The following is a 20,626-nucleotide window of genomic DNA, read 5'->3' as shown; positions in this document are numbered from 1 at the left end:
GCCATGCCGATAGTTATGGATCCCGTTTTGCCTCATGTCTTGAAGCGCAGTACAAGATCATTCAAGTTGACTGCCAACTGCGAAAGTTCGGTACTGGCAATCAGTGTTTGCCGGGTGCCTTCACTGCTCTGTACGGCCAGATCACGGATGCTGATCAGGCTTCTGTCGACATCACGCGCTACATGCGCCTGTTGCTCGGATGCTGCAGCGATCTGCAGGTTACGGTTATTGATCTCCAGTACCGAGTCGGTGATCTGGCGCAGCGATTGCCCGGCGTCTTCTGCTGTCTTGCGAGTGCTGTGGACTTCCTGAGTACTCTTCTGCATGGACTCGACCGTGGCCGAAGAACCGGCCTGAATCGCCGAGATCATCTGTTCGACTTCCTGAGTGGACGTTTGTGTGCGATGCGCCAGCGCGCGCACTTCATCAGCCACCACGGCAAAACCACGACCTTGTTCACCGGCACGCGCGGCTTCGATGGCTGCGTTCAATGCCAGCAGGTTGGTCTGCTCGGCAATTCCGCGAATCACGCCCAACACTTTGCTGATGTCCTGTGCCTGGCCGGCCAGGGCAGTGACTTGTGCAGAAGAGCCCTCGACCAGACCGGTCAGGTTCTGCATGGCGGTCAGGGTTTCGGTCACGCGCTGGTTGCCCAGGTCGGCGGAGAGGCTGGATTGTTGGGCAGCCTGGGAGGTAGACGTAGCATTACGAGCGACCTCTTCTACGGCAGCACTCATTTCGTTTACAGCAGTGGCGGCCTGTTCGATTTCGCTGTTCTGTTGTTGCAGTGTACGGTCGGCGCTTTCGGTGATTGACGTCATCTCGACGGCAGCGGTGCTCAGTTGGGCGGATGCGCCGGAAATCTCATGAATGGTGGTACGCAGGTTCCCCGACATGGTGTTGAGGGCCGTCATCAAGCGTGATGCTTCGTCGCTGCCGGTAACGCCCAGTTGCCGGGTCAGGTCGCCTGAGGCGATGTCTTCTGCCAGTTTGAGAGAAGCATTGAGCGGATCGACAATACTGCGTGTCAGGGTAATCGCCAGAACCACGGTCAGAAGGGACGCTGCAATAACAACGGTCAGCAATACATTGACGCTGTGGTTGTACACGTCGGTGGCATCTTTTCCGGAGCTCACGGCTTCTTCAGCGTTGTGCCCACGCAGCGTGGTGAGTTTTTCCTGATAGGCAGTGGCGCGCTGAACCTGCTCTGAGTTCGCAAAGGAAACAGCTTTTTCATGATCGGAGCTGTCCATGGCAATGATCTGTTTCACGCCGTCGATGTAGGCCCCCATCTTGCTGTTGGCGTCTTCGAATTGCGCACGGTCGGCTTCGCCCGAAATCAGGTTTTTCCGATAGAACTCGCTGTTCGACCGGAGCGCCTCTATCGCTTCCCGGGCTTTGGCTTCTGCTGTGCTGTGCACGGCGGGATCGGTACTGGCGAGCATCCTGATGCTTTCCAGACGAGCATGAAGCAGGGCGATCTGAATGTCGTCGACGACCTGAATACTGGGCAACGAATTTTCTTCGATGTTCTGCTCGGCCGTGCGCAGGTGGTCGATCTGCACGTAGGAGAATCCTCCGAGGCCGATCAGCAGCAAGGTAATCACGCCAAAAAACAGGGATGCCCTGCGTGAAATATTCAGCGATCTGATGTTCATGGTTGCCTCCAGCGGCAAAACAGGCGGAGGGACAATACGTTCCTTTCCGATAACTGTTTTTCTGCTGAGGCCGTGAGAGCTTTAATTAATAGCGATGAAAGTTATTTCATGATGAGTGTAATGTTGTTTAGGGTTTGTTAAGCAAGTGTTCCGAAAACTTCCCGTCACACAGTGAATCCTGTCAACGGTTTACACGATTCACTGTTGTTAAAGTATTAACTCTAGTGGTGCGGTTTTTCGAGGTCTGCATTCATTGGGAGCCTGCTGGCTAAGCCGCTGACTGAGTAGCGGTCACAGGCAATATGTCCAGAAAACCGGCTATGCAGCCCATGCAGGCCATTCTTTCTTCCACATGGGGCATGTGACTGGACTCTCTGAACTCAGACGCGCGAACGTCAGGGATGTTCTCCACGTAAGGTTTCACCACGAGTGGAGTGGCTTCGTCATAAAACCCCGAAATCACCAAGGTCGGGACCTTGATGTTTTCCAGCCTGTCGACAATGGTCCAGTTCTTCAAAGTGCCGATAACGTGAAATTCGGTAGGGCCATTCATGGCGTGATACACGGTCGGGTCCGCGTCGATCCGGTCGAAGGTGCGTTTCACCTCGTCCGGCCAGGGTGTGATGCGGCATACATGACGGTCATAAAATGCCCGCGATGCTTCCAGGTACTCCGGGTCAGTCAACGTTCCCGCTTGTTCGTGCTTGAGCAATGCAGCTTGCACATCTGCGGGCAAAGCCTCGCGCAGTCGGTTGGCCTCGCTTACCCAGGTACGCATGTCTGCGGGGGAGTTGGCGACAATCAGCGCTTTCAGGCCTTTGGGCTGGAGCACTGCATGTTCCGAAGCCAGCATGCCGCCCCACGATTGGCCCAATAACGCGTAATTGTCTTCGATGCCCAAGTGGGCAAGCAGGTTGTTCAGCTCTCTCAAGAACAGATCGACTGTCCAGAATTCGCGACTCTCGTGGGGCAGGCGAGTCGATTTTCCATTACCCAACTGGTCGTAATGGATCACCGCCTGAGTGTTACTGGCGAGGTCCTTGAACGAGTCCACGTAATCATGGGTACAACCGGGGCCGCCGTGCAGAATGACCAACGGTGTACGCGGGCCTTGCAAGTTGCCGGTGACGCGATACCACGTCTGATAGTCGCCGAACGGCGCAAAACCTTCCTTGATCGTCATGTCTGCCATGTCGCCGGTCCCTGCTGGATAGTTCGGGGCACCATAGCGCTGCGCGTGGCATCTTAAAACTATAGAAAATGATAGGTTTTGGCTGATAAACCGGTCAGTGGTCGAGTAAACGGTAGTGAACGGCACGCACGACCGCCTGCACACGGTTTTTGGCCCCCAGTTTCTGCATGGCCGAATTCAGATGCAGCGTTACCGTGGCGACCGAACGGTTGAGCTGATCGGCGATTTCCCTGGCCGTCAGCCCTTCGGCAGACCAGCTCAGGCATTCACGCTCGCGGCGGGTGAGCTTGATCGCATTGCAGGAGCGCATCTTCTGGTCAAACAGCGGGTAGGCGACTTCCTGAAAGGCATGAGCCAGCAGACCGAACTCGGCCAGGCTCTGCCGGGCATCTTCCAGCGCCGCGTCGCTGCTGTCGGAACACAGGCCTGTCAGGGTGGCGAAGCCGCCCTTGGGCATGTGGATAGGTACTGTCACGCCACACGTCATGTGTGAGTCATGCAGATAGCGCACCACCGGCTTGTGCATGTCGGTAATAAAGGTTTGCAGCACCGTTTCGGCCTTGGGCTGGTATGACCATACGAAAGGCGAAACGCTGGCCACGGCCAGGTGTTGCACCGGGTCGATCTGGTAGTACCCCTGGCTGCACCAGAGTGCGTGCCAGTCGGCGGGGGTGTTGCGCAATGAAAGCAACGAAGGTGTGATCAGTGCTCCATCATGGGACACGGGCACCGGGCTGTAATCGTAAATCACTGCATCGAATCCTAGATCCGAGGCCAGTAACAGTGCGCAATCCATTTGCTGATCCACTGTAGATGCCGATTGCAGACGCGAATTGAAATCCGACAACCTGATATGCATGGCTTGACCTCCTTTGTCATTGAGCCGGTGTGGGGGTCTTAATATAGCAATTAGCAAGGACAGTGCCACGCCTGCGTCCAACCGGCTGTCAGTCGTGTAAAACCTATAAGAATTGCTAGCTGTTTGCCATGGCGCTGCGCGATAGGGTTGAGGCCATGAGCGACGTCCGCAAAGGTGAGGTGCGATGGGGTATGCGAGCAAGGCGGATGAGCGCAAAACAATCAAAGTCGACGGATGGTCAATGTTCGACTACAACTTCGCTCTGCCCTTTTGCGTGAAAGGGGTGGCGGCGTACTTTCCGGTCCTGCTGAATTTTCTGTCACAGCATCGGGGCGTCTGATGAATCTGGGTCGTTATCGTTTCATCCTCCAGCGTCCGTTGCAGTTGCTGCCGGTGCTGTTCGGCATCAGTCTGGTGACCTTCATTCTGGTGCGCTCGATCCCCGGCGACCCGGCGCGCATTCTGCTGGGCGCCCGTTCTACACCGCAGGCACTGGCCAACATCCGCGCCCAGTACGGGCTGGATGAACCCTTGTGGACGCAGTATGTGTACTTCATGAAAAACCTCTTGCAGGGCGATATGGGCAAATCGCTGCTGTACAAGATCGATGTGCTCAAACTGATCGTTACCCGGCTGGAGCCCACTGTGTTTCTGGTGTGTGGCAGCGTCCTGCTGGCTCTGCTGATCGCCGTGCCGTTGGCCACGGTCGCTGCACGCAACAAGGGCAGTTGGGGCGATAACCTGATTCGTGTCTTCACCACCACGGGGTTGGGCATGCCGGCATTCTGGCTGGGCATCATGCTGATCCTGCTGTTCAGTGTGCAGCTTGGCTGGTTTCCGGTGTCAGGTTACGGCAGTGACTGGCTGGACAAGGCCCACCACATGGTGCTGCCGTGCCTGACCATCGCCCTGGCTCTGTCCGCTGTGCTGATTCGCAACCTGCGCGCGAGCATGCTCATGGAACTGCAGGCTGATCACGTTACTGCGGCGCGGGCACGCGGCGTCAGTGAGGGTGCAGTGTTTCGCCGTCACGTATTGCCCAACTCGCTGGTGCCGTCGATCAACCTGCTGGCGGTGAACATCGGCTGGCTGATCAGCGGCACTGTCGTTATCGAAAGCCTGTTTGCCATCCCCGGCATCGGCCAGTTGCTGGTGCGCGGCATCTTCAGTCGCGATTACATGGTGGTGCAGGGGGTAGCCATGGTGCTCGCCTGTGCCACGGTAATCGTCAACTTCCTCGCTGATGTGGCCACTGTCGCTATAGACCCGCGGGTGAACATCAAATGACCGTCGCCCACGCCCATCTGCGCCCACACTGGCGTTCAAGGCTGCGCCTGCGCTTGCGCAATGGCCGGCTGGCGATGCTGCTGGGCACCTCATTGCTTGGCGTGTGGCTGTTGCTGGCACTCTTCGCGCCGTGGCTGGCACCTTATGACCCGATTTACCAGAACACCGAACTGCGCATGCTCGCACCACACCTCGCGCATCCGTTCGGCACCGACAATTTTGGCCGCGACATTCTGTCCAGAGTCATCTGGGCGGCACGCATCGACCTGCAGATCTGTGTGCTCGGGGTGGTTTTCCCGTTCATCATCGGCACGTTTGTCGGCGCATTGTCGGGCTACATCGGCGGGCGTTTCGACAACCTGTGCATGCGCGTAATCGACATCGTTCTGGCCTTTCCGTTTCTGGTGCTGATGCTGGCGATCATTGCGATTCTCGGCCCGGGCCTGAGCAGTTTCTACATCGCCATGGCGCTGGTGGGCTGGGTGTCTTACGCGCGGCTGATCCGTTCACAGATTCTGGTGCTCAAGGAAAGCGATTTCGCTCTGGCGGCCAGAAGTCTGGGGTTCGGTCACTTGCGCATTCTGTTCCGTCATCTGCTGCCCAACGCGATGTTCGGCTCGATTGTGTTTTCCATGTCTGACGCTGTTCTGGTGCTGCTCAGCGGTGCGTCGGTCAGCTACCTGGGGCTGGGTGTACAGCCACCCTTGGCGGAGTGGGGCACCATGGTCGCCGAGGGGCAGGCGTTTCTGACGTCTGCGTGGTGGATCTGCACCTTTCCGGGGCTGGCCATCGTGACGCTGGCCATGGGCTTCAGCCTGCTGGCGGACGGCGTTGCCGAAACCCTGGGGGAGCGACAATGAGTACGCCGGTGCTGACAGTCCGCGAGATGAGCGTGATTGCGAACAATCGTGGCCGCGAGGTAACGCTGGTCGACCGGCTGTCGTTCGATCTGCAGCAGGGCGAGATTCTCGGGCTGGTCGGTGAAAGTGGCTCTGGCAAGACCATGGCTTGCCGGGCATTGATGCAACTGATGCCATCGCCGGACCTGCACGTGCGCGGTGGTTCGGTGCTGCTCAATGATGTTGACTTGTTAACGCTGGATGCAGCCGGTATGCGTGCCATGCGGGGGCGGCGGATCGGCATGATTTTCCAGAACCCCAGCAGTCATCTGGACCCACTGATGCGTATCGGCGAGCAGATTGCCGAAGGTTTTCGTCTGCATCAGGGCGCTTCGAAACGTGAGGCACGGGCGCAGGCGATTGATCTGCTGCGTCAGGTCGGCATTCCCGACCCGGCTTCGCGTGTGGATAACTTTCCCCATGAGTTTTCCGGCGGCATGCGCCAACGCGCCATGATTGCCGTGGCGCTGGGCTGCGGGCCGCAGGTGCTGATCGCTGACGAACCGACCACCGCGCTGGACGTGACGGTGCAGGCGCAAATCCTGCGGCTGTTGCTGGACCTGCGCGACCGTCACGGGTTGTCGTTGATCATGATTACCCACGACCTGGGTGTTGTGGCGCAAACCTGCGACTCCATCGCGGTGATGTACGCCGGTCGATTGTGTGAACACGGCAGCAAGCGCGACGTGCTGGCCCGCGCCCGCCATCCTTACACCCGCGGCCTGATCGACTGCCAGCCCGCCAGCAGCGCGGGCAGTGGCCTGCTGCGCACCATTCCCGGACAGCCGCCATTGCTCGATGCGCTGCCCGTCGGCTGCCGTTTTCAGGCGCGCTGCGGCCATGCGGGCGCAGGCTGCGTCGAGACGCTACCCCTGATGCGGTCGATGGGTGTTGCCCACCAAGCGGCCTGTCACTACCCGCTGGCAGACTCCCGAGAGGCCGTTTCATGAGCGGCTCCGTGCTGTTGAACGTCAACGATCTGGTGGTGCGCTTCCCGGCCCCCGGATCAGGTTTCATGGGCCTCAACAAGCGTTGGGTGCATGCCGTCAACGGTGTGTCGCTGAGCATTCGTGCAGGTGAAACGCTGGGCCTGGTGGGCGAGTCTGGCAGCGGCAAGAGCACGCTGGGGCGCGCGATTCTGCGTTTGAACGACATTACTTCCGGGCAGATCGTCTTCGATGATGTCGACATGGCCCAAGGCAGTGGTATCAGTCTGCAGCGTTTGCGCAGTGAAACAGCAATGATCTTTCAGGACCCGTCTTCCTCGCTCAACCCGCGCATGACCGTCGGTGCCACGCTGGCCGAGGTGCTGAAAGTGCAACGCAAGGTCAGCGCATCCGAGATTCCGGCGCGGGTCATCGAGTTGCTCGACATGGTCGGTCTGCGGCCAGAATTTGCCGAACGCAAACCGGGCACCTTGAGCGGCGGACAATGTCAGCGTGTCGGTATCGCCCGCGCGCTGGCCATCGAGCCACGGCTGATCATTGCCGACGAGTGCGTGGCGGCACTGGACGTGTCGATTCAGGGGCAGATCATCAACCTGCTGCTGGAACTACGCCAGCGCATGAACCTGGCGATTCTGTTCATTGCCCACGATCTTGCCATCGTACGCCGCCTGTGTGACCGGGTGGCGGTGATGTACCTGGGCAAAATCGTTGAAGAGGGCCCGGTCGAAGAGGTCTTTCTCAAACCGCGTCATCCCTATACCGCGGCGCTGATCCAGGCGATCCCCGAGATTGATCCGGATCGTCCGCTGCCCGGTGAACCCTTGCAGGGCGAGCCGCCCAGCCCCCTGAATTTACCCGCTGGCTGCGCCTTTCACCCGCGTTGCCGGTTCGCCAGACCGACCTGTTCCAGCGTCGCGCCACCCACCCGGCATGTCGGCGAGCAGCGCTACGACTGCGTACTTGATGCACCCTTTTTTTGATCCAGACCTACAACAACATCTGTCCCGACACCGGCAAGGAGTTCATTCGTATGAAAGCTCGACCAATGAAAATGCTGACCGTCGCCATGCTGGCGGCCTGTTCCCTGGCAGCGGGAGTGGCGGAAGCCGCGGGCGTGCTGACCATCGGCCGTCGTGAGGACGGCACCACCTTCGACCCGATCAAAAGCGCGCAAAACATCGACAACTGGGTATTTTCCAACGTCTACGATGTGCTGATCCGGGTTGACGACAAGGGCACAAAACTGGTGCCAGGGCTGGCGGAAAGCTGGTCGATTTCGCCCGACGGGCTGACCTATACGCTCAAGATACGCCCGGCCAAATTCTCTGATGGCTCGGAGCTGACCGCCAGCGACGCTGTATTCAGCCTGCTGCGAATTCGCGACGACAAGGGCTCGCTGTGGAGCGATTCCTACAAGATTATCGACAAAGCCGTCGCAACAGATCCGCGTACGCTGGTCATCACCCTGAAGAATCCATCGGCCTCGTTCCTCTCGCAACTGGCGCTGCCCAACGTGTCGATTCTCTCCGAGAAGGCCATGAAGAGCATGGGCGAAGAGGCGTATGCCGAAAAGCCTGTCGGTTCTGGAGCCTTCACGGTGAAAGAGTGGCGGCGCGGTGACCGGGTGATTCTGGCCAAGAACCCCAACTTCTGGGAAGCGCCGAGCGTTAGTCTGGATGGTGTCGAGTGGATCTCGGTGCCGGATGACAACACCCGCATGCTGATGGTCCAGAAGGGCGAGCTGGATGCAGCGATCTACGTGCCGTTCTCCCGTGTCGAAAACCTGAAGAAGAACCCTGATCTGGTGGTCCACCTTGACCCGTCCACCCGTGAAGATCATTTGTTGCTCAACCATGAGCACGGCGCGTTGGCCAAGCCTGAGGTACGCCAGGCACTGGACATGGCTATCGACAAGAAATCGCTGGTCGAGGCCGCTACCTTCGGGCTGGGCACCGTGGCCAATTCCTACATTCCCAAGGGCGCGCTGTATCACTACGCCGATAACCTGCAACGCCCGTATGACCCGGTCAAGGCCAAACAGATGCTGGCGGATGCCGGTGCGTCGGACCTGAAGCTCAACTATGTGGTCAACGCTGGCAACGAAGTCGACGAGCAAATTGCGGTTATGCTGCAACAGCAACTGGCCAAGGTTGGCGTGACCACAACGCTGCAGAAAGTCGACCCGAGCCAGAGCTGGGACATGCTGATTGCCGGGGACTACGACATCTCCGTGATGTACTGGACCAACGACATCCTCGACCCGGACCAGAAAACCACCTTCGTGCTTGGCCATGACACCAACAACAACTACATGACCCGTTACAAGAATGACAAGGTCAAGGAACTGGTCGCCGCCGCACGGGTTGAAATGGACCCCAAGAAGCGTGAGCAGATGTACATCGACCTGCAGAAAATGGCCAAAGCCGACGTCAACTGGATCGACCTCTACTACAGCCCTTACATCAGTGTTTCACGCAAGAACATCGAGCACTTCGGCCAGAACCCGTTGGGCCGATTCACGCTTGAAGAAACCGTCAAGAAGTGAAGCGGGCAGGGCTGTTGTCTGGCAGACAGGAGCCCTGATTCCTCAAGCTATGATGGGCATGCGCGTTAATTTGTATCCTCAGGTTTACCTGCGCTGTGGCAGGCTCTGCGAGTGGTAAGGTTGCGGCCTTTTTGCGCTGTACCCTGCGGAGCCCTGCATGCATAACCCCACCCCCCGTACCGAATCCCCGAGCGCGCTGGCGTTCATCAAGCGCTTTTTCGCCGCTGAGGCCGCTGGCGGTCTGATCCTGATGGCGGCTGCGCTGGCAGCACTGATCGTCGCCAACTCGCCGCTGGCCGACAGCTACTTTGCAGCGCTGCATACCGTGCTCGCCGGGATGTCGGTAGCGCACTGGATCAACGATGGCCTGATGGCAATCTTCTTCATGCTGGTGGGCCTGGAGATCAAGCGCGAAATGCTGGCCGGCCAGCTGGCGTCCTGGAGCCAGCGCGCCTTGCCGGGCTTCGCGGCGCTGGGCGGCATGGTGGTTCCGGCGTTGATCTACGTGGCATTCAATTGGGGCCAGTCAGACACCATTGGCGGCTGGGCCATTCCGGCAGCGACCGACATCGCATTCGCCCTGGGCGTGCTGTCATTGCTGGGCAAGCGTGTGCCGTTATCGCTGAAGATATTCCTGTCGGCACTGGCAATTCTCGATGACCTCGGCGCTGTGCTGATCATCGCGCTGTTCTACACCAGCGATCTGTCCATTCCCATGCTGCTGGCCGCACTTGGCTCCATCGCCGTGCTCGTCGCGCTGAACCGCTTGGGCGTTAAAAAGCTGCTGCCTTACCTGATTGTCGGCGCGCTGTTGTGGTTCTTCATGCTCCAGTCCGGTATTCACGCCACCTTGGCGGGCGTAGCGCTGGCACTGTGCATTCCGCTCGGCAAACCCGATGAAGAAGCCAGCTCGCCGCTGCTGCATCTGGAAGAAAAACTGCACCCGTGGGTGGCCTTTGCCGTCGTACCGGTCTTTGGATTCGCCAATGCCGGCGTTTCACTGTCAGGCATCACTGTCGACAAACTGCTGGACCCGGTGCCGTTGGGCGTCGCGCTGGGGCTGCTGATCGGCAAACAGGTCGGCATCTTCGCCCTCGCTGCACTGGCCATCCGCGCCGGCCTGGCCCGCTTGCCGGACGACAGCAACTGGGGCCAGCTTTACGGTGTTGCGGCGCTGTGCGGTATTGGCTTCACCATGAGCCTGTTCATCGGCGCACTGGCCTTCCCGGGCGCACCGGAGCTGGTGGATGAGGTCAAGGTGGGCGTACTGATCGGGTCGGTGTTATCGGCGTTGCTTGGGGTTGTGGTGTTGCGCAGGTTTGGAGCGAGGGGGTGAGCGTAGGGGACGATAATCTCAACTATCGTGCGACGCTCCGCGTCGGCATGCCGGTCTGGACGCTCTGCGTCCTCTTTGCGACGTAAACCGTCGCGAACTGCATTCCCTAAGTAATGGAAGTCACAGTCAATCATATAGCCAGGAGTAGATTGAGAAATGTTGAAGCTGATCAGTCAGCGCAATTGTGCGCCTTCGCTTGAGGACCCGAAACACGATGTTTACCTATTCAGCGTCGATACATCCGGAGCCGATAAACCGTTCTGTTTTGAACAGTCAATTGGCGGTGGACACGCTGAGCGGGGTGGCTGCATATTCCTGAATCTGGACGGGCTTGAGAAATGGCCCGGTGATTGGCGAGTTCATCTGGAGAAGTCCGGTTGCGGCTGGGTAGCGGAGTTGATGGCGGGGGCGCAAACCGATCAGCAAGCCGTGAAGTTGATTCTGGAACAAGTGACCATTACCTGATCACAATCTGACGATTCAGAAACCGCACGGCATGTCGATAAAGAAGTGACATGCCAGGGACTCGGCAAATCTGACTTTATTTTGAGAGCCCTGTGCATGTTTCACTTATTCCGACCACGTCGTGACAGAAAAGCCCTTCAACAACTTATTGCCTCTCTCAAGGGGGCTGGCGAGCCGGTTGTAAGAGGCTGCGCTGAAGAGAACACCGTACTTGAGTGCTGGAGTTCGCTGAGTACCCAGCGTCGTCTCGACGAGCAACGTATCGCCGATCTTGAGCAGGAACTGGAAACCGCCCGCCACCTTCTGGGTGAAGCCTCTGCCTCGGCCGCCGCTTATGAGACCCGCTTTGATCTGGTCAACCGTGCGTCGAGCGAGGGCCTCTGGGATATGGAGGTCGTAGCGGGCGATCCGGTCAACCCGAACAATCGATTCTGGTGGTCGCAGCAACTTCGCACGCTTCTCGGTTTTAACGACGAGCGAGATTTCCCTAACGTACTGGCGAGCTGGGCAGACCGGCTTCATCCGCAGGATAAACAAGCCACGCTCGACGCATTTGCCAAGCATTTGAATGACCGCTCGGGTAACACGCCGTACCGAGTCAAGAATCGTCTGGCGATGAAGAACGGCACTTATCGCTGGTTCTATGCCCAAGGCGAAACGTTAAGAGACGCACGCGGAACGCCGCTGCGTGTCGCCGGCTCGCTTCGTGATATTCACGATGAGCTTGAACGTGATCTGGAACACGATGTGATCATTACCCGATTCGAACTGGCCCGGGAGATGCTCTCCGACGGGCTCTGGGACATGGAGGTCATTGCTGGCGACCCGGTCAATGCGAGAAACCCGTTCTGGTGGTCTCCACAGTTCAGGCGGCTTTTGGGTTTCGAAACAGTCGAAGAGTTTCCTGACGTACTGGATAGCTGGGCATCACGGCTGCACCCTGACGACAAGGAGCGCAGTCTGACGGCATTCGGTGCGCACTTGAATGACCGGACTGGCAAGACGCCGTTCGATATCGAGTACCGCCTGAAGATGAAAACCGGCGAGTACCGCTGGTTCCGTGCACGCGGCCAGACTCGTCGCAATCCCGAAGGTGTTCCGCTGAGGGTGGTCGGTGCGTTGGTGGATGTGCATTTGAAGCATGAGCAGGATGCTCTTCGCGACACCGAAGCACAGCATCAGAAAAACCTGGAAGAGAACATCACTCAACTGACCCAGATAGTCGGCACTATCCAGAGCATTGCCAGCCAAACCAACCTTCTGGCGCTCAATGCCGCGATTGAAGCTGCACGTGCCGGGGAAGCTGGGCGGGGCTTTGCGGTGGTAGCTGACGAAGTGCGCAAGCTGGCGACTCGAACGACCGAAGCGACGGAGCAGGCGGCAAGCATGATGAGTCGCTGATAAAACCAGCCTTCGCTTTTTGATAGCCGTAAAAAAAACGCCTCCGCAAGGGAGGCGTTTTTTCAACTCAGCACATCAAACACATCAAGCCAGGTCGAAGCGGTCCAGGTTCATCACCTTGGTCCATGCGGCCACGAAGTCTTTGACGAACTTCTCGTTAGCGTCCGAACTGCCGTACACCTCGGAAATCGCACGCAGTTGAGCATGGGAGCCAAATACCAGATCGACACGGGTGCCGGTCCATTTGACTGCGCCGGTTTTGCGGTCACGTGCTTCAAAGGTGTCGTTGGCACCTGAAGTCGCTCTCCACTCAACGCCCATGTCCAGCAGGTTCTTGAAGAAGTCGTTGCTCAGGGTTTCCGGCTTGTCGGTGAATACGCCGTGCTTGCTCTGACCGACGTTAATATTCAAGACCCGCAGGCCGCCCAACAGCACAGCCATTTCCGGTGCAGTCAGGGTCAGCAGTTGCGCCTTGTCGACCAGCAGCGATTCTGCCGAGACCTTGTAGTGCGCCTTCTGATAGTTGCGGAAGCCATCGGCGATCGGCTCAAGGAAGCTGAACGACTCGACATCCGTCTGCTCCTGCGATGCATCGGCACGGCCTGGTGTGAACGGCACCGTGACGTGCTGGCCAGCGTTCTTCGCAGCCTGCTCGACACCTGCACTACCGGCCAGGACGATCAGGTCCGCAATGGAAACCTGCTTGCCACTCGACTGAGCGGCGTTGAACTCGCTCTGAATCCCCTCAAGCGTCTTCAGTACGCCCGCCAGTTGTGCAGGCTGGTTAACCGCCCAGTCCTTTTGCGGAGCAAGACGCAGACGACCGCCATTGGCACCGCCGCGCTTGTCAGAGCCACGGAAAGTAGAAGCGGCTGCCCATGCGGTTGAAACCAGCTGCGAGACAGAAAGCCCCGAAGCCAGAATCTTGCCTTTGAGCGCGGCAACATCCTGATCATCCACCAACGCATGATCAACATTCGGAATAGGGTCTTGCCACAGCAGCTCTTCGGCCGGTGTTTCCGGGCCGAGGTAGCGCGCGAGCGGGCCCATGTCACGGTGAGTCAGCTTGAACCAGGCGCGGGCGAACGCGTCGGCCAGTTGCTCAGGGTTGTTCAGGAAGCGACGGGAGATCTGCTCGTAAGCTGGATCGAAGCGCAGCGCCAGGTCAGAGGTCAGCATACTTGGCGCATGACGTTTGGATGGATCGTGGGCATCCGGAATCTTGCCCGCGCCTGCGCCATTCTTCGGCGTCCATTGATGCGCGCCTGCCGGGCTCTTGGTCAGCTCCCACTCGAAGCCAAAGAGGTTTTCCAGGTACTCGTTGCTCCATTTGGTCGGAGTCGAAGTCCAGGTCACTTCCAGGCCGCTGGTGATGGTGTCGCCACCCTTGCCGCTGCCGAATTTGTTTCTCCAGCCAAGCCCCTGTTCTTCAAGACCGGCTGCTTCCGGCTCCGGACCGACGTTGTCGGCAGGGCCTGCGCCATGAGTCTTGCCGAAGGCGTGACCACCGGCGATCAGCGCTACGGTTTCTTCATCGTTCATCGCCATGCGACCGAAGGTTTCACGGATATCCTTCGCCGAAGCGACCGGGTCCGGCACGCCTTCAGGCCCTTCAGGGTTCACGTAGATCAGGCCCATCTGCACAGCGGCAAGCGGGTTTTCCAGATTGCGCTCACCGCTCGCGGTGCGGCTTTCTTCGTTGGCATGATTCTCCGGCTCGGCGACCAGCGTACCGTCGCCCGGCTGCTGCATTTTCTTCTGTGCGCCGTAGCGTTCTTCGCCACCCAGCCAGGTGGTCTCGGAGCCCCAGTACACATCTTCTTCCGGTTCCCAGACATCCGGGCGACCACCGGAAAAACCGAACGTCTTGAAGCCCATCGACTCCAGCGCGACGTTGCCGGTAAGCACAATCAGGTCGGCCCAGGAGATCTTGCGGCCATACTTCTGCTTGACTGGCCAGATCAGGCGACGTGCCTTGTCCAGGCTGACGTTGTCAGGCCAGCTGTTGAGCGGCGCAAAACGTTGCTGACCAGCACCTGCACCGCCACGGCCATCGCCTGTACGGTAAGTACCGGCGCTGTGCCAGGCCATGCGAACGAACAGCGGACCATAATGGCCAAAGTCGGCCGGCCACCAGTCCTGCGACCGGGTCATGACGTCGCGCAGGTCTTGTTTGACCGCTTCGAAGTCAAGGCTCTTGAACTCCTTGGCATAATCAAAGCTCTCGCCCATCGGGTCGGAGAGTGAGGAATGCTGATGCAGAATCTTCAGATTCAGCTGCTTGGGCCACCAGTCACGGTTGGTGGTGCCGCCGCCAGCAGCGTGGTTGAAGGGGCATTTCGATTCAGTTGACATGCTTGATACACCTTTTTGTCATTTGCATCCGGCCATCCAGCCCACTCGCGGGGCTTCAGACAGTGATGACGGAACTCCATAGCACTGGGTTCGTACCGGCCGCTCGATCAACGATCAGGCCAGTAGCGATCATTGGATTGCTGCGATACGAGCCCGCAACGTGCACAGAAAACTTGAGCTCATTCTTATCTCCTTATCAGGGTAAAACCGCACGGCCTTCGCCGATGCTCTTGCAGATTAGCCTTCTTCGTGGATATTTCTAATAGAAAGAACGTTATGGGTTGATAGGCAAACTCTGGCAGCGCTGTCATCTGATCAGCGAAATGCTCTGTTAATCTGCTCCGCCATTGGAATAACAGGCCGGTCTTAGCCAGTGATCACGATTCGCAGCATGACAATCAATGATTACGAATCGGTCATCGAGCTGATGCGCAACACACCGGGCATTTCCCTGCGCGATGCCGATTCGCGTGAATCGACGGCACGCTACCTCGACAGAAACCCCGGTATGAGCTTCGTCGCCGAGGCTGATGGGGCTCTGTGCGGCTGTGTCATGTGTGGGCATGACGGCCGCCGGGGTTATCTACAACATTTGATTGTGCTGCCGGAGTATCGTCGACAAGGGATAGCTCACGAGTTGGTCGAGCGCTGCCTTCAGTGTCTGGAAGCGCTGGGAATTTATAAGTGTCATCTGGATGTGCTGAAGGGTAATGAGGCGGCTGGCCGGTATTGGTCAGGGCAGGGGTGGACATTGCGAGAGGATATTGACCGTTATTCGATGGTTCGGCAGGGCGGCGATAACGTTTGAGAGGACTTAGCGCTATGCATGCGTATTAACCGATTTCACCCCTTGGTTCTGCTTTTCCACATTTCCAGCGGTCGCGGAAACTATCCTGCCTTCAAAGGCAATACATTGTCTGCCGCTCCGTTTGGCGTGATACAAATTTTCATCGGCTTCTTTCAACAGGTCATTGACGTTTTTTGCCCGAGCCAAACTCGCAATACCTGCACTGAATGAATAGGGCATTTTCGCTGTTTGGTCTTTTTGGGCGTGCATCAATAAATGATACATTGCCGCTATGGCGTCTGCTGCGTTTGCTGCGGATAACATCACGCCAAACTCTTCTCCCCCCAGGCGACCAAAGCTGACCAGCCCCGTTGTGTTTTTTATGAGTGTTGCGAAACATATAAGGACATTGTCACCCACGTCGTGGCCATGGTTGTCGTTGATGCTTTTAAAGTTATCCAGATCAAGCATGGCGAACCACAGCGAGGACGTGTCATCTGACGTCAGTGCGTTGTCCAGGCTGGCGACTAAAGCACGGCGATTTGGGGCGTTCGTCAGCGTGTCGGTTTCGGACAGCTTCTGGTAGCGATCACTCGCCGCCATGGTCTGCATGACCAGGCTCAGGAAGGTTGCATTCAGGGAGCCGCCCAACAATGTCGAACTGATCAGGAAAACATAAAACAGAGGCGCATGGTGGACGCCGACCGCCGTCAGGTCCGTTTGCCACATGATCAGCCAGATCAGAGCAGCCGCAGCGACGTAGTCAATGAATTTGACGAAGAATACGCTCATTCCCGTGATGAGCAGGGAAGTGACAACCAATCCCCACATCGACGCCTCTACGCCCATGCGTTCGATCTGTACCTTGAACAGAACGGTAAGTGAGGTCATGTAGATAATGCCGAACAGGCGCCACGTCGTCATGCTTCTGCTGTTGGAAGTGACAATGATTGACAGCGTCGCCCCCGCCAGAGCGCAATAAATAAATATATCCAGTGATTGCTCAATAGACGGATTCACATACCAGCTGATAATCCAACTGAAAAGGCCGATCAATTGAGACAGCTTCAAGGGTATGAAAATAGAGTCTTTCAGGTTTCTTCTTTGTGGCATGTGCTGTTTTCCATACCTATGCCAGGCGAAGCGTAATCGACGGCACATGCCTTGGTCGAGATGTGTGATGATATATTGCCAGTATACGTGATCAGTACTCGAGAGCGATGGCCGCTTGTCTTGCTGGGACAGCGAGTGGGCCTACACCATGACTCGACGGGACGCTTTCTATTTGAAGCGAGCAGAGTTTTTATGAAGCTTGAAAGCAGTTTGGTAGCTTCGCTGTATTAATCACTCAAACTCCTTGCTGCCGGAATGAAACTTGCCTTCACTTAGCCTCATGACCTTGAAACGTATTAAAGGGCAAGGCCGATGAGTAGTCGTTATGTGGAGATGAACAAGGCTTCGATTGAGGCGGCACCACCACCTCACCTGCGGCGTTTTCAAACTTGTGACATCGACGAGCATGGTCGCAATCTCAGCGGCTGGCAGGTTCGTTACGACCAGGTGACGCCCGGTGGCTTTGAAGGAGAGCTGACGGAATTCCGCTCGGACTGGCTGCAACTGGTCCGCGACCGCTCTAATCAGGCCCTGGTCAAGAGTGGTACAGCCTGGAAGGGGGCGATTATTTTCGCCTTGCCGTTGAGTGCCAACGGTCCTGCGTTCTGTGCCGGGCACACGCTTCCAGAGTCGAGCATGATCGTCGCGCACGGCGAGAATCTTCCGGAATTGAGTACCCCGCTGCAACTGGATGCACTGGGCATTGCGATTGAAGAGAGTGCCCTGGCTCACGCGCTGGAACGTCAGGGCAGCCGTTTTGAAATTACCGATCTTCCCAAGTGTTACCGTTTGACCGATCCAACGGTTCGCACGAGGTTCACTGCGCTGTTCGATAACCTGTTGAATGGAGAGCAGGTGTGCCTGCAGAAGCTTGAGTACGAGTCGATCCGGCGTGGCATTCGTGATGCCGTAATGTTGCAGGTGCTGGAACTTGTGGCACCTGATCAGGCGCCGCCGCTAAATCCCACGGCGCGCAAGAGAATGGTGGATCGGGCCCGCGATTATGCCTTGGCGCATCTGGATGAACCGCTGTCGATTCTGGATGTGTGCAACCACATCGGCACCAGTCGCCGCAAACTTCAGTACTGTTTTCAGGAGACGCTGGGCATCAACCCGGTGGCTTTTCTGCGCACGTTGCGCCTCAACGCAGCGCGGCGCGAGTTGCGCGAAAGCAGCCGGATCGAACTCGTGCAGACGGTCGCCGCGCGCTGGGGTTTCTGGCACTTGAGCCGGTTTTCCAGTGACTACCGGACACTGTTCGGGGAAACGCCGTCGCAGACCTTGCAGCGCAAACATCTTTGCTGAAAACGGATAACGGCATAAAGCATGACTCAATAGCATGACCCCACCACCTTCGTGGTCAGGGGCATGCGATGAGCCATAACAATAATTCCAATATCAGACGCTTCACTTTCTTGACGCTCGGCTTGATGAGCCTTGCTGCCACGGTTCAGGCAACTGAAAACGGAGCACCGACTACCTCCTTCGGTGTTTACGATTTCGGTGCGGGCATCCTGCCTCCGTCGACCCCCGTGGGTACGCTGGGAATGCGCGTGGCGTTCTATTCGACCAATGTGCAGAAAGACCGCCACGGTCGCTCGCTGGACAACAATTTTTCCCTGGACGTTCTGTCCATCGGCGTTGCGTACTTTCGCATGACCGATTACAGAATACTGGGCGCGCGCTATGGCTACAGCGTAGCGGTGCCTTTCTTCCAGATGGATGCCTCGTTCCGGGTCCAGACGCCTGGCGGCCCGCTGGACCTGAAGGCGGATCCGTTCAGGATGGCCGACATTTCAGTGTCGCCGCTCATACTGCAATGGGACCTTTCCCCCAACCTGTTCGTGAACGCACAGATGCAGATTCAGACACCTACCGGCGACTACGACAAGAATCGTCCTATTTCGCCGGGGCTGAATCACTGGACGTTTTCTCCCACCGTAAACGCGACCTACATCAGCGACAGCGGTTTTGAAGTGTCCAGCAGCTTTCAGACTGACATCAACACCCGCAACCCTGCGACCGACTACAAGAGCGGCGTCGAATACCGTCACGAGTTTGCCGTGGGCCAGCACGCAGGTCCTTTCACATTGGGACTGGGCGGGTTCTATTACCGGCAATTCTCCGATGACGATGCGCCAGGGCTGGACACCGGCAACCGCGCCCGAGTGGTTGCAGCCGGCCCCGCGATCAGCTACTTCATGCCCGGCATGCCTGCGGCGTGGTTTCACCTCTACAAGGAATTCGGCGCACGCAACCGCACCGAGGGCTACACCGTGGCGTTGCGGGTAGGTCACAGTTTCTAAAAACGGTTGCAAGATCGACGATCTAGTTCCCATTCGAATTCAGGCCATCAGGAACCTTCCTATGAAAGACATTCAAACGTTGTTGAACGATGAAGACGCCACCGGCCTGGCCGAGTGGGTCAGGCGCGGCGAGGTCCAGCCGATCGATTTGCTGGAGGGAGTGATTCAGCGCATCGAGCACGTTGAGCCGCAACTCAACGCCGTCGCCGAGCGGCTGTATGACTCGGCTCGCAGCGCGGCACTGGACGCTGCAAGAAGCCAAGGCGTTTTCGCAGGTGTGCCAACGCTGATCAAGGACCTGTTTACCCCGGTCAATGGCGCGCGGATGAGCAATGGCTCGCTGGCCATGGACGAGTTCCGTGCCCCCTTTGAAGCCGAAGTTGTCAGCCGCCTGAGGCGTGCCGGTTGCGTGCTTGCCGGGACGACCACTGCGCCGGAATTCGGCACGTCCTATTCCACCGAATCCACACGCTTCGGCGCGACCCGCAACCCGTGGAGCCTCGAGCACAGCGCCGGTGGCTCAAGTGGCGGGGCTGCCGCACTCGTGGCCGCACGGGTAGTGCCCTTTGCCCACGGTAACGACGGCGGCGGTTCGTTGAGAGTGCCTGCATCCTGCTGCGGCGTATTCGGCTTCAAACCCAGCCGCGGCCTCATGCCTTCCGGCCCGATGGTCGGCGAGGGCTGGGCAGGCCTGAGCACCGCGCACGCCATCACCCTGACGGTACGCGACAGCGCAGCCTTGCTCGACGCCACGGCAGGCATGGACCTCGGCGCGCCTTACGCAGGCCCGGTTCAAAGCCTGTCTTACGTCAGCGCCGCCCAACGCGACCCCGGAACCCTGCGCATCGCGCTCATCGAACAATCAGGCACCTGGCCAACCTCCGCCGAGAGCTTGGCCGCCGTGCGAGACGTCGCGCAGTTATGCGAGTCACTCGGGCACCGCATCGAACCCGTCAGCCTGCCTGTCGTATTGCCGGAATTCCTCGACCACGTCTTCACCATCATCGGCGCGAACACCCGCAACCACGTCGATATGCTGGGCCGCATGCGTGGCTTTGAGGTACAGGACGCCGAGCTGGAAGCCCGCACACGCATCATCCTGCGCGACAAAGGCGGCGTCAGCGGCGCGCAATACGCCGCCGCCGTCGAATGGATACACGCCCTGGGCCGCCAACTGGCGACATTCATGCAGGATTACGACGTGATCCTCTCGCCAGTACTGACACGCGAGCCGGCACGCATTGGTGAGCTTGTGGTGCCCGACGAAAGCCTGAGCCTTGAAGACATGATCGAGCGGTCGCATCGGTATTCGCCTTTTGCAGCGTTGTTCAATGCAAGTGGCCAACCGGCGATGTCGGTGCCGTTGTTCTGGAGTGCGGCGGGGCTGCCGATGGGGGCGCATTTTGCTGGGCGGTTTGGGGAGGAGGTGGTGTTGTTGGGGTTGGCTGGGCAGTTGGAGCGGGTGAGGCCTTGGCG

General features: G+C 58.2%; 16 protein-coding genes and 3 pseudogenes. 13 read left to right on the top strand and 6 right to left on the bottom strand.

Annotation, left to right across the window (positions count from 1 at the left end):
• Positions 1–32: 32 nt before the first annotated feature.
• From RYB09_RS27360 to RYB09_RS23420, 4 genes and pseudogenes are all read right to left on the bottom strand, one after another.
• Entirely contained in the window at positions 33–821 is a 789-nt protein-coding gene (locus RYB09_RS27360; RefSeq protein ID WP_410003819.1) for a methyl-accepting chemotaxis protein, read from the bottom strand.
• 69 nt (positions 822–890) lie between these two features.
• A pseudogene (locus tag RYB09_RS27355) lies at positions 891–1,658 on the bottom strand (MCP four helix bundle domain-containing protein); the annotation flags it as partial.
• 268 nt (positions 1,659–1,926) lie between these two features.
• On the bottom strand, positions 1,927–2,850 hold the full coding sequence (locus RYB09_RS23425; RefSeq protein WP_316890464.1) for a proline iminopeptidase-family hydrolase: 924 nt from the start codon (positions 2,848–2,850) through the stop codon (positions 1,927–1,929).
• 94 nt (positions 2,851–2,944) lie between these two features.
• Entirely contained in the window at positions 2,945–3,709 is a 765-nt protein-coding gene (locus tag RYB09_RS23420) for a LuxR family transcriptional regulator (RefSeq protein WP_058400660.1), read from the bottom strand.
• 339 nt (positions 3,710–4,048) lie between these two features.
• Between RYB09_RS23420 and RYB09_RS23415 the strand changes: the two genes are divergently transcribed.
• The 9 genes and pseudogenes from RYB09_RS23415 to RYB09_RS27350 all read left to right on the top strand — a co-directional run.
• Positions 4,049–4,996, top strand: a complete 948-nt coding sequence (locus RYB09_RS23415) for an ABC transporter permease (protein ID WP_005745304.1) — start codon at positions 4,049–4,051, stop codon at positions 4,994–4,996.
• A complete protein-coding gene (locus tag RYB09_RS23410; RefSeq protein ID WP_316890459.1) occupies positions 4,993–5,856 on the top strand; it encodes an ABC transporter permease in 864 nt (287 codons plus the stop codon). The genes RYB09_RS23415 and RYB09_RS23410 overlap by 4 nt, the downstream gene beginning before the upstream one ends.
• Complete coding sequence (locus tag RYB09_RS23405) at positions 5,853–6,845, top strand: ABC transporter ATP-binding protein (protein WP_316890457.1); 993 nt, start codon at positions 5,853–5,855, stop codon at positions 6,843–6,845. Before RYB09_RS23410 ends, RYB09_RS23405 begins: the two co-directional genes overlap by 4 nt.
• Positions 6,842–7,822 (top strand): ABC transporter ATP-binding protein, encoded by a 981-nt coding sequence (locus tag RYB09_RS23400; protein ID WP_316890454.1) that lies wholly within the window; start codon positions 6,842–6,844, stop codon positions 7,820–7,822. Before RYB09_RS23405 ends, RYB09_RS23400 begins: the two co-directional genes overlap by 4 nt.
• Before the next feature lie 50 nt (positions 7,823–7,872).
• Positions 7,873–9,387: an ABC transporter substrate-binding protein gene (locus RYB09_RS23395; protein ID WP_316890452.1), complete on the top strand. Its 1,515-nt coding sequence runs from the start codon at positions 7,873–7,875 to the stop codon at positions 9,385–9,387.
• A 157-nt stretch (positions 9,388–9,544) separates the two neighbouring features.
• A complete protein-coding gene (gene nhaA, locus RYB09_RS23390; protein ID WP_316890450.1) occupies positions 9,545–10,723 on the top strand; it encodes a Na+/H+ antiporter NhaA in 1,179 nt (392 codons plus the stop codon).
• A 156-nt stretch (positions 10,724–10,879) separates the two neighbouring features.
• Positions 10,880–11,188: a hypothetical protein gene (locus RYB09_RS23385; protein ID WP_316890448.1), complete on the top strand. Its 309-nt coding sequence runs from the start codon at positions 10,880–10,882 to the stop codon at positions 11,186–11,188.
• Between the two features lie 96 nt (positions 11,189–11,284).
• Positions 11,285–12,295 (top strand): annotated as a pseudogene (locus RYB09_RS23380) (PAS domain-containing protein); the annotation flags it as partial.
• Positions 12,296–12,583 (top strand): annotated as a pseudogene (locus RYB09_RS27350) (methyl-accepting chemotaxis protein); the annotation flags it as partial.
• Between the two features lie 90 nt (positions 12,584–12,673).
• Here the strand turns inward: RYB09_RS27350 and katG are convergent.
• A complete protein-coding gene (katG, locus tag RYB09_RS23375) occupies positions 12,674–14,944 on the bottom strand; it encodes a catalase/peroxidase HPI (RefSeq protein ID WP_316890444.1) in 2,271 nt (756 codons plus the stop codon).
• Positions 14,945–15,317: 373 nt separating this feature from the next.
• Between katG and RYB09_RS23370 the strand changes: the two genes are divergently transcribed.
• The gene (locus tag RYB09_RS23370) at positions 15,318–15,752 is read left to right on the top strand and encodes a GNAT family N-acetyltransferase (protein ID WP_316890441.1); all 435 of its coding nucleotides are present in this window, start codon (positions 15,318–15,320) and stop codon (positions 15,750–15,752) included.
• A gap of 12 nt (positions 15,753–15,764) precedes the next feature.
• On the opposite strand, the gene RYB09_RS23365 is transcribed toward RYB09_RS23370, so the two are convergent.
• Entirely contained in the window at positions 15,765–16,844 is a 1,080-nt protein-coding gene (locus tag RYB09_RS23365; RefSeq protein WP_316890439.1) for a GGDEF domain-containing protein, read from the bottom strand.
• A gap of 312 nt (positions 16,845–17,156) precedes the next feature.
• On the opposite strand from RYB09_RS23365, the gene RYB09_RS23360 reads away from it, so the two are divergent.
• The 3 genes from RYB09_RS23360 to RYB09_RS23350 all read left to right on the top strand — a co-directional run.
• Positions 17,157–18,149: a helix-turn-helix domain-containing protein gene (locus tag RYB09_RS23360; RefSeq protein ID WP_122259427.1), complete on the top strand. Its 993-nt coding sequence runs from the start codon at positions 17,157–17,159 to the stop codon at positions 18,147–18,149.
• Positions 18,150–18,217: 68 nt separating this feature from the next.
• A complete protein-coding gene (locus RYB09_RS23355; RefSeq protein ID WP_316890437.1) occupies positions 18,218–19,150 on the top strand; it encodes a transporter in 933 nt (310 codons plus the stop codon).
• Between the two features lie 61 nt (positions 19,151–19,211).
• Positions 19,212–20,626: amidase (locus RYB09_RS23350; protein ID WP_316890436.1), on the top strand; the 1,415-nt coding region annotated here is incomplete at its 3' end.

Origin of the sequence: Pseudomonas syringae group sp. J254-4, assembly GCF_032586855.1 — a bacterium.
Classification (GTDB): Bacteria; Pseudomonadota; Gammaproteobacteria; order Pseudomonadales; family Pseudomonadaceae; genus Aquipseudomonas; species Aquipseudomonas amygdali.
The sequence above is the reverse complement of the archived record's forward strand: the minus strand, read 5'-3'. Positions and strand labels throughout refer to the sequence as shown.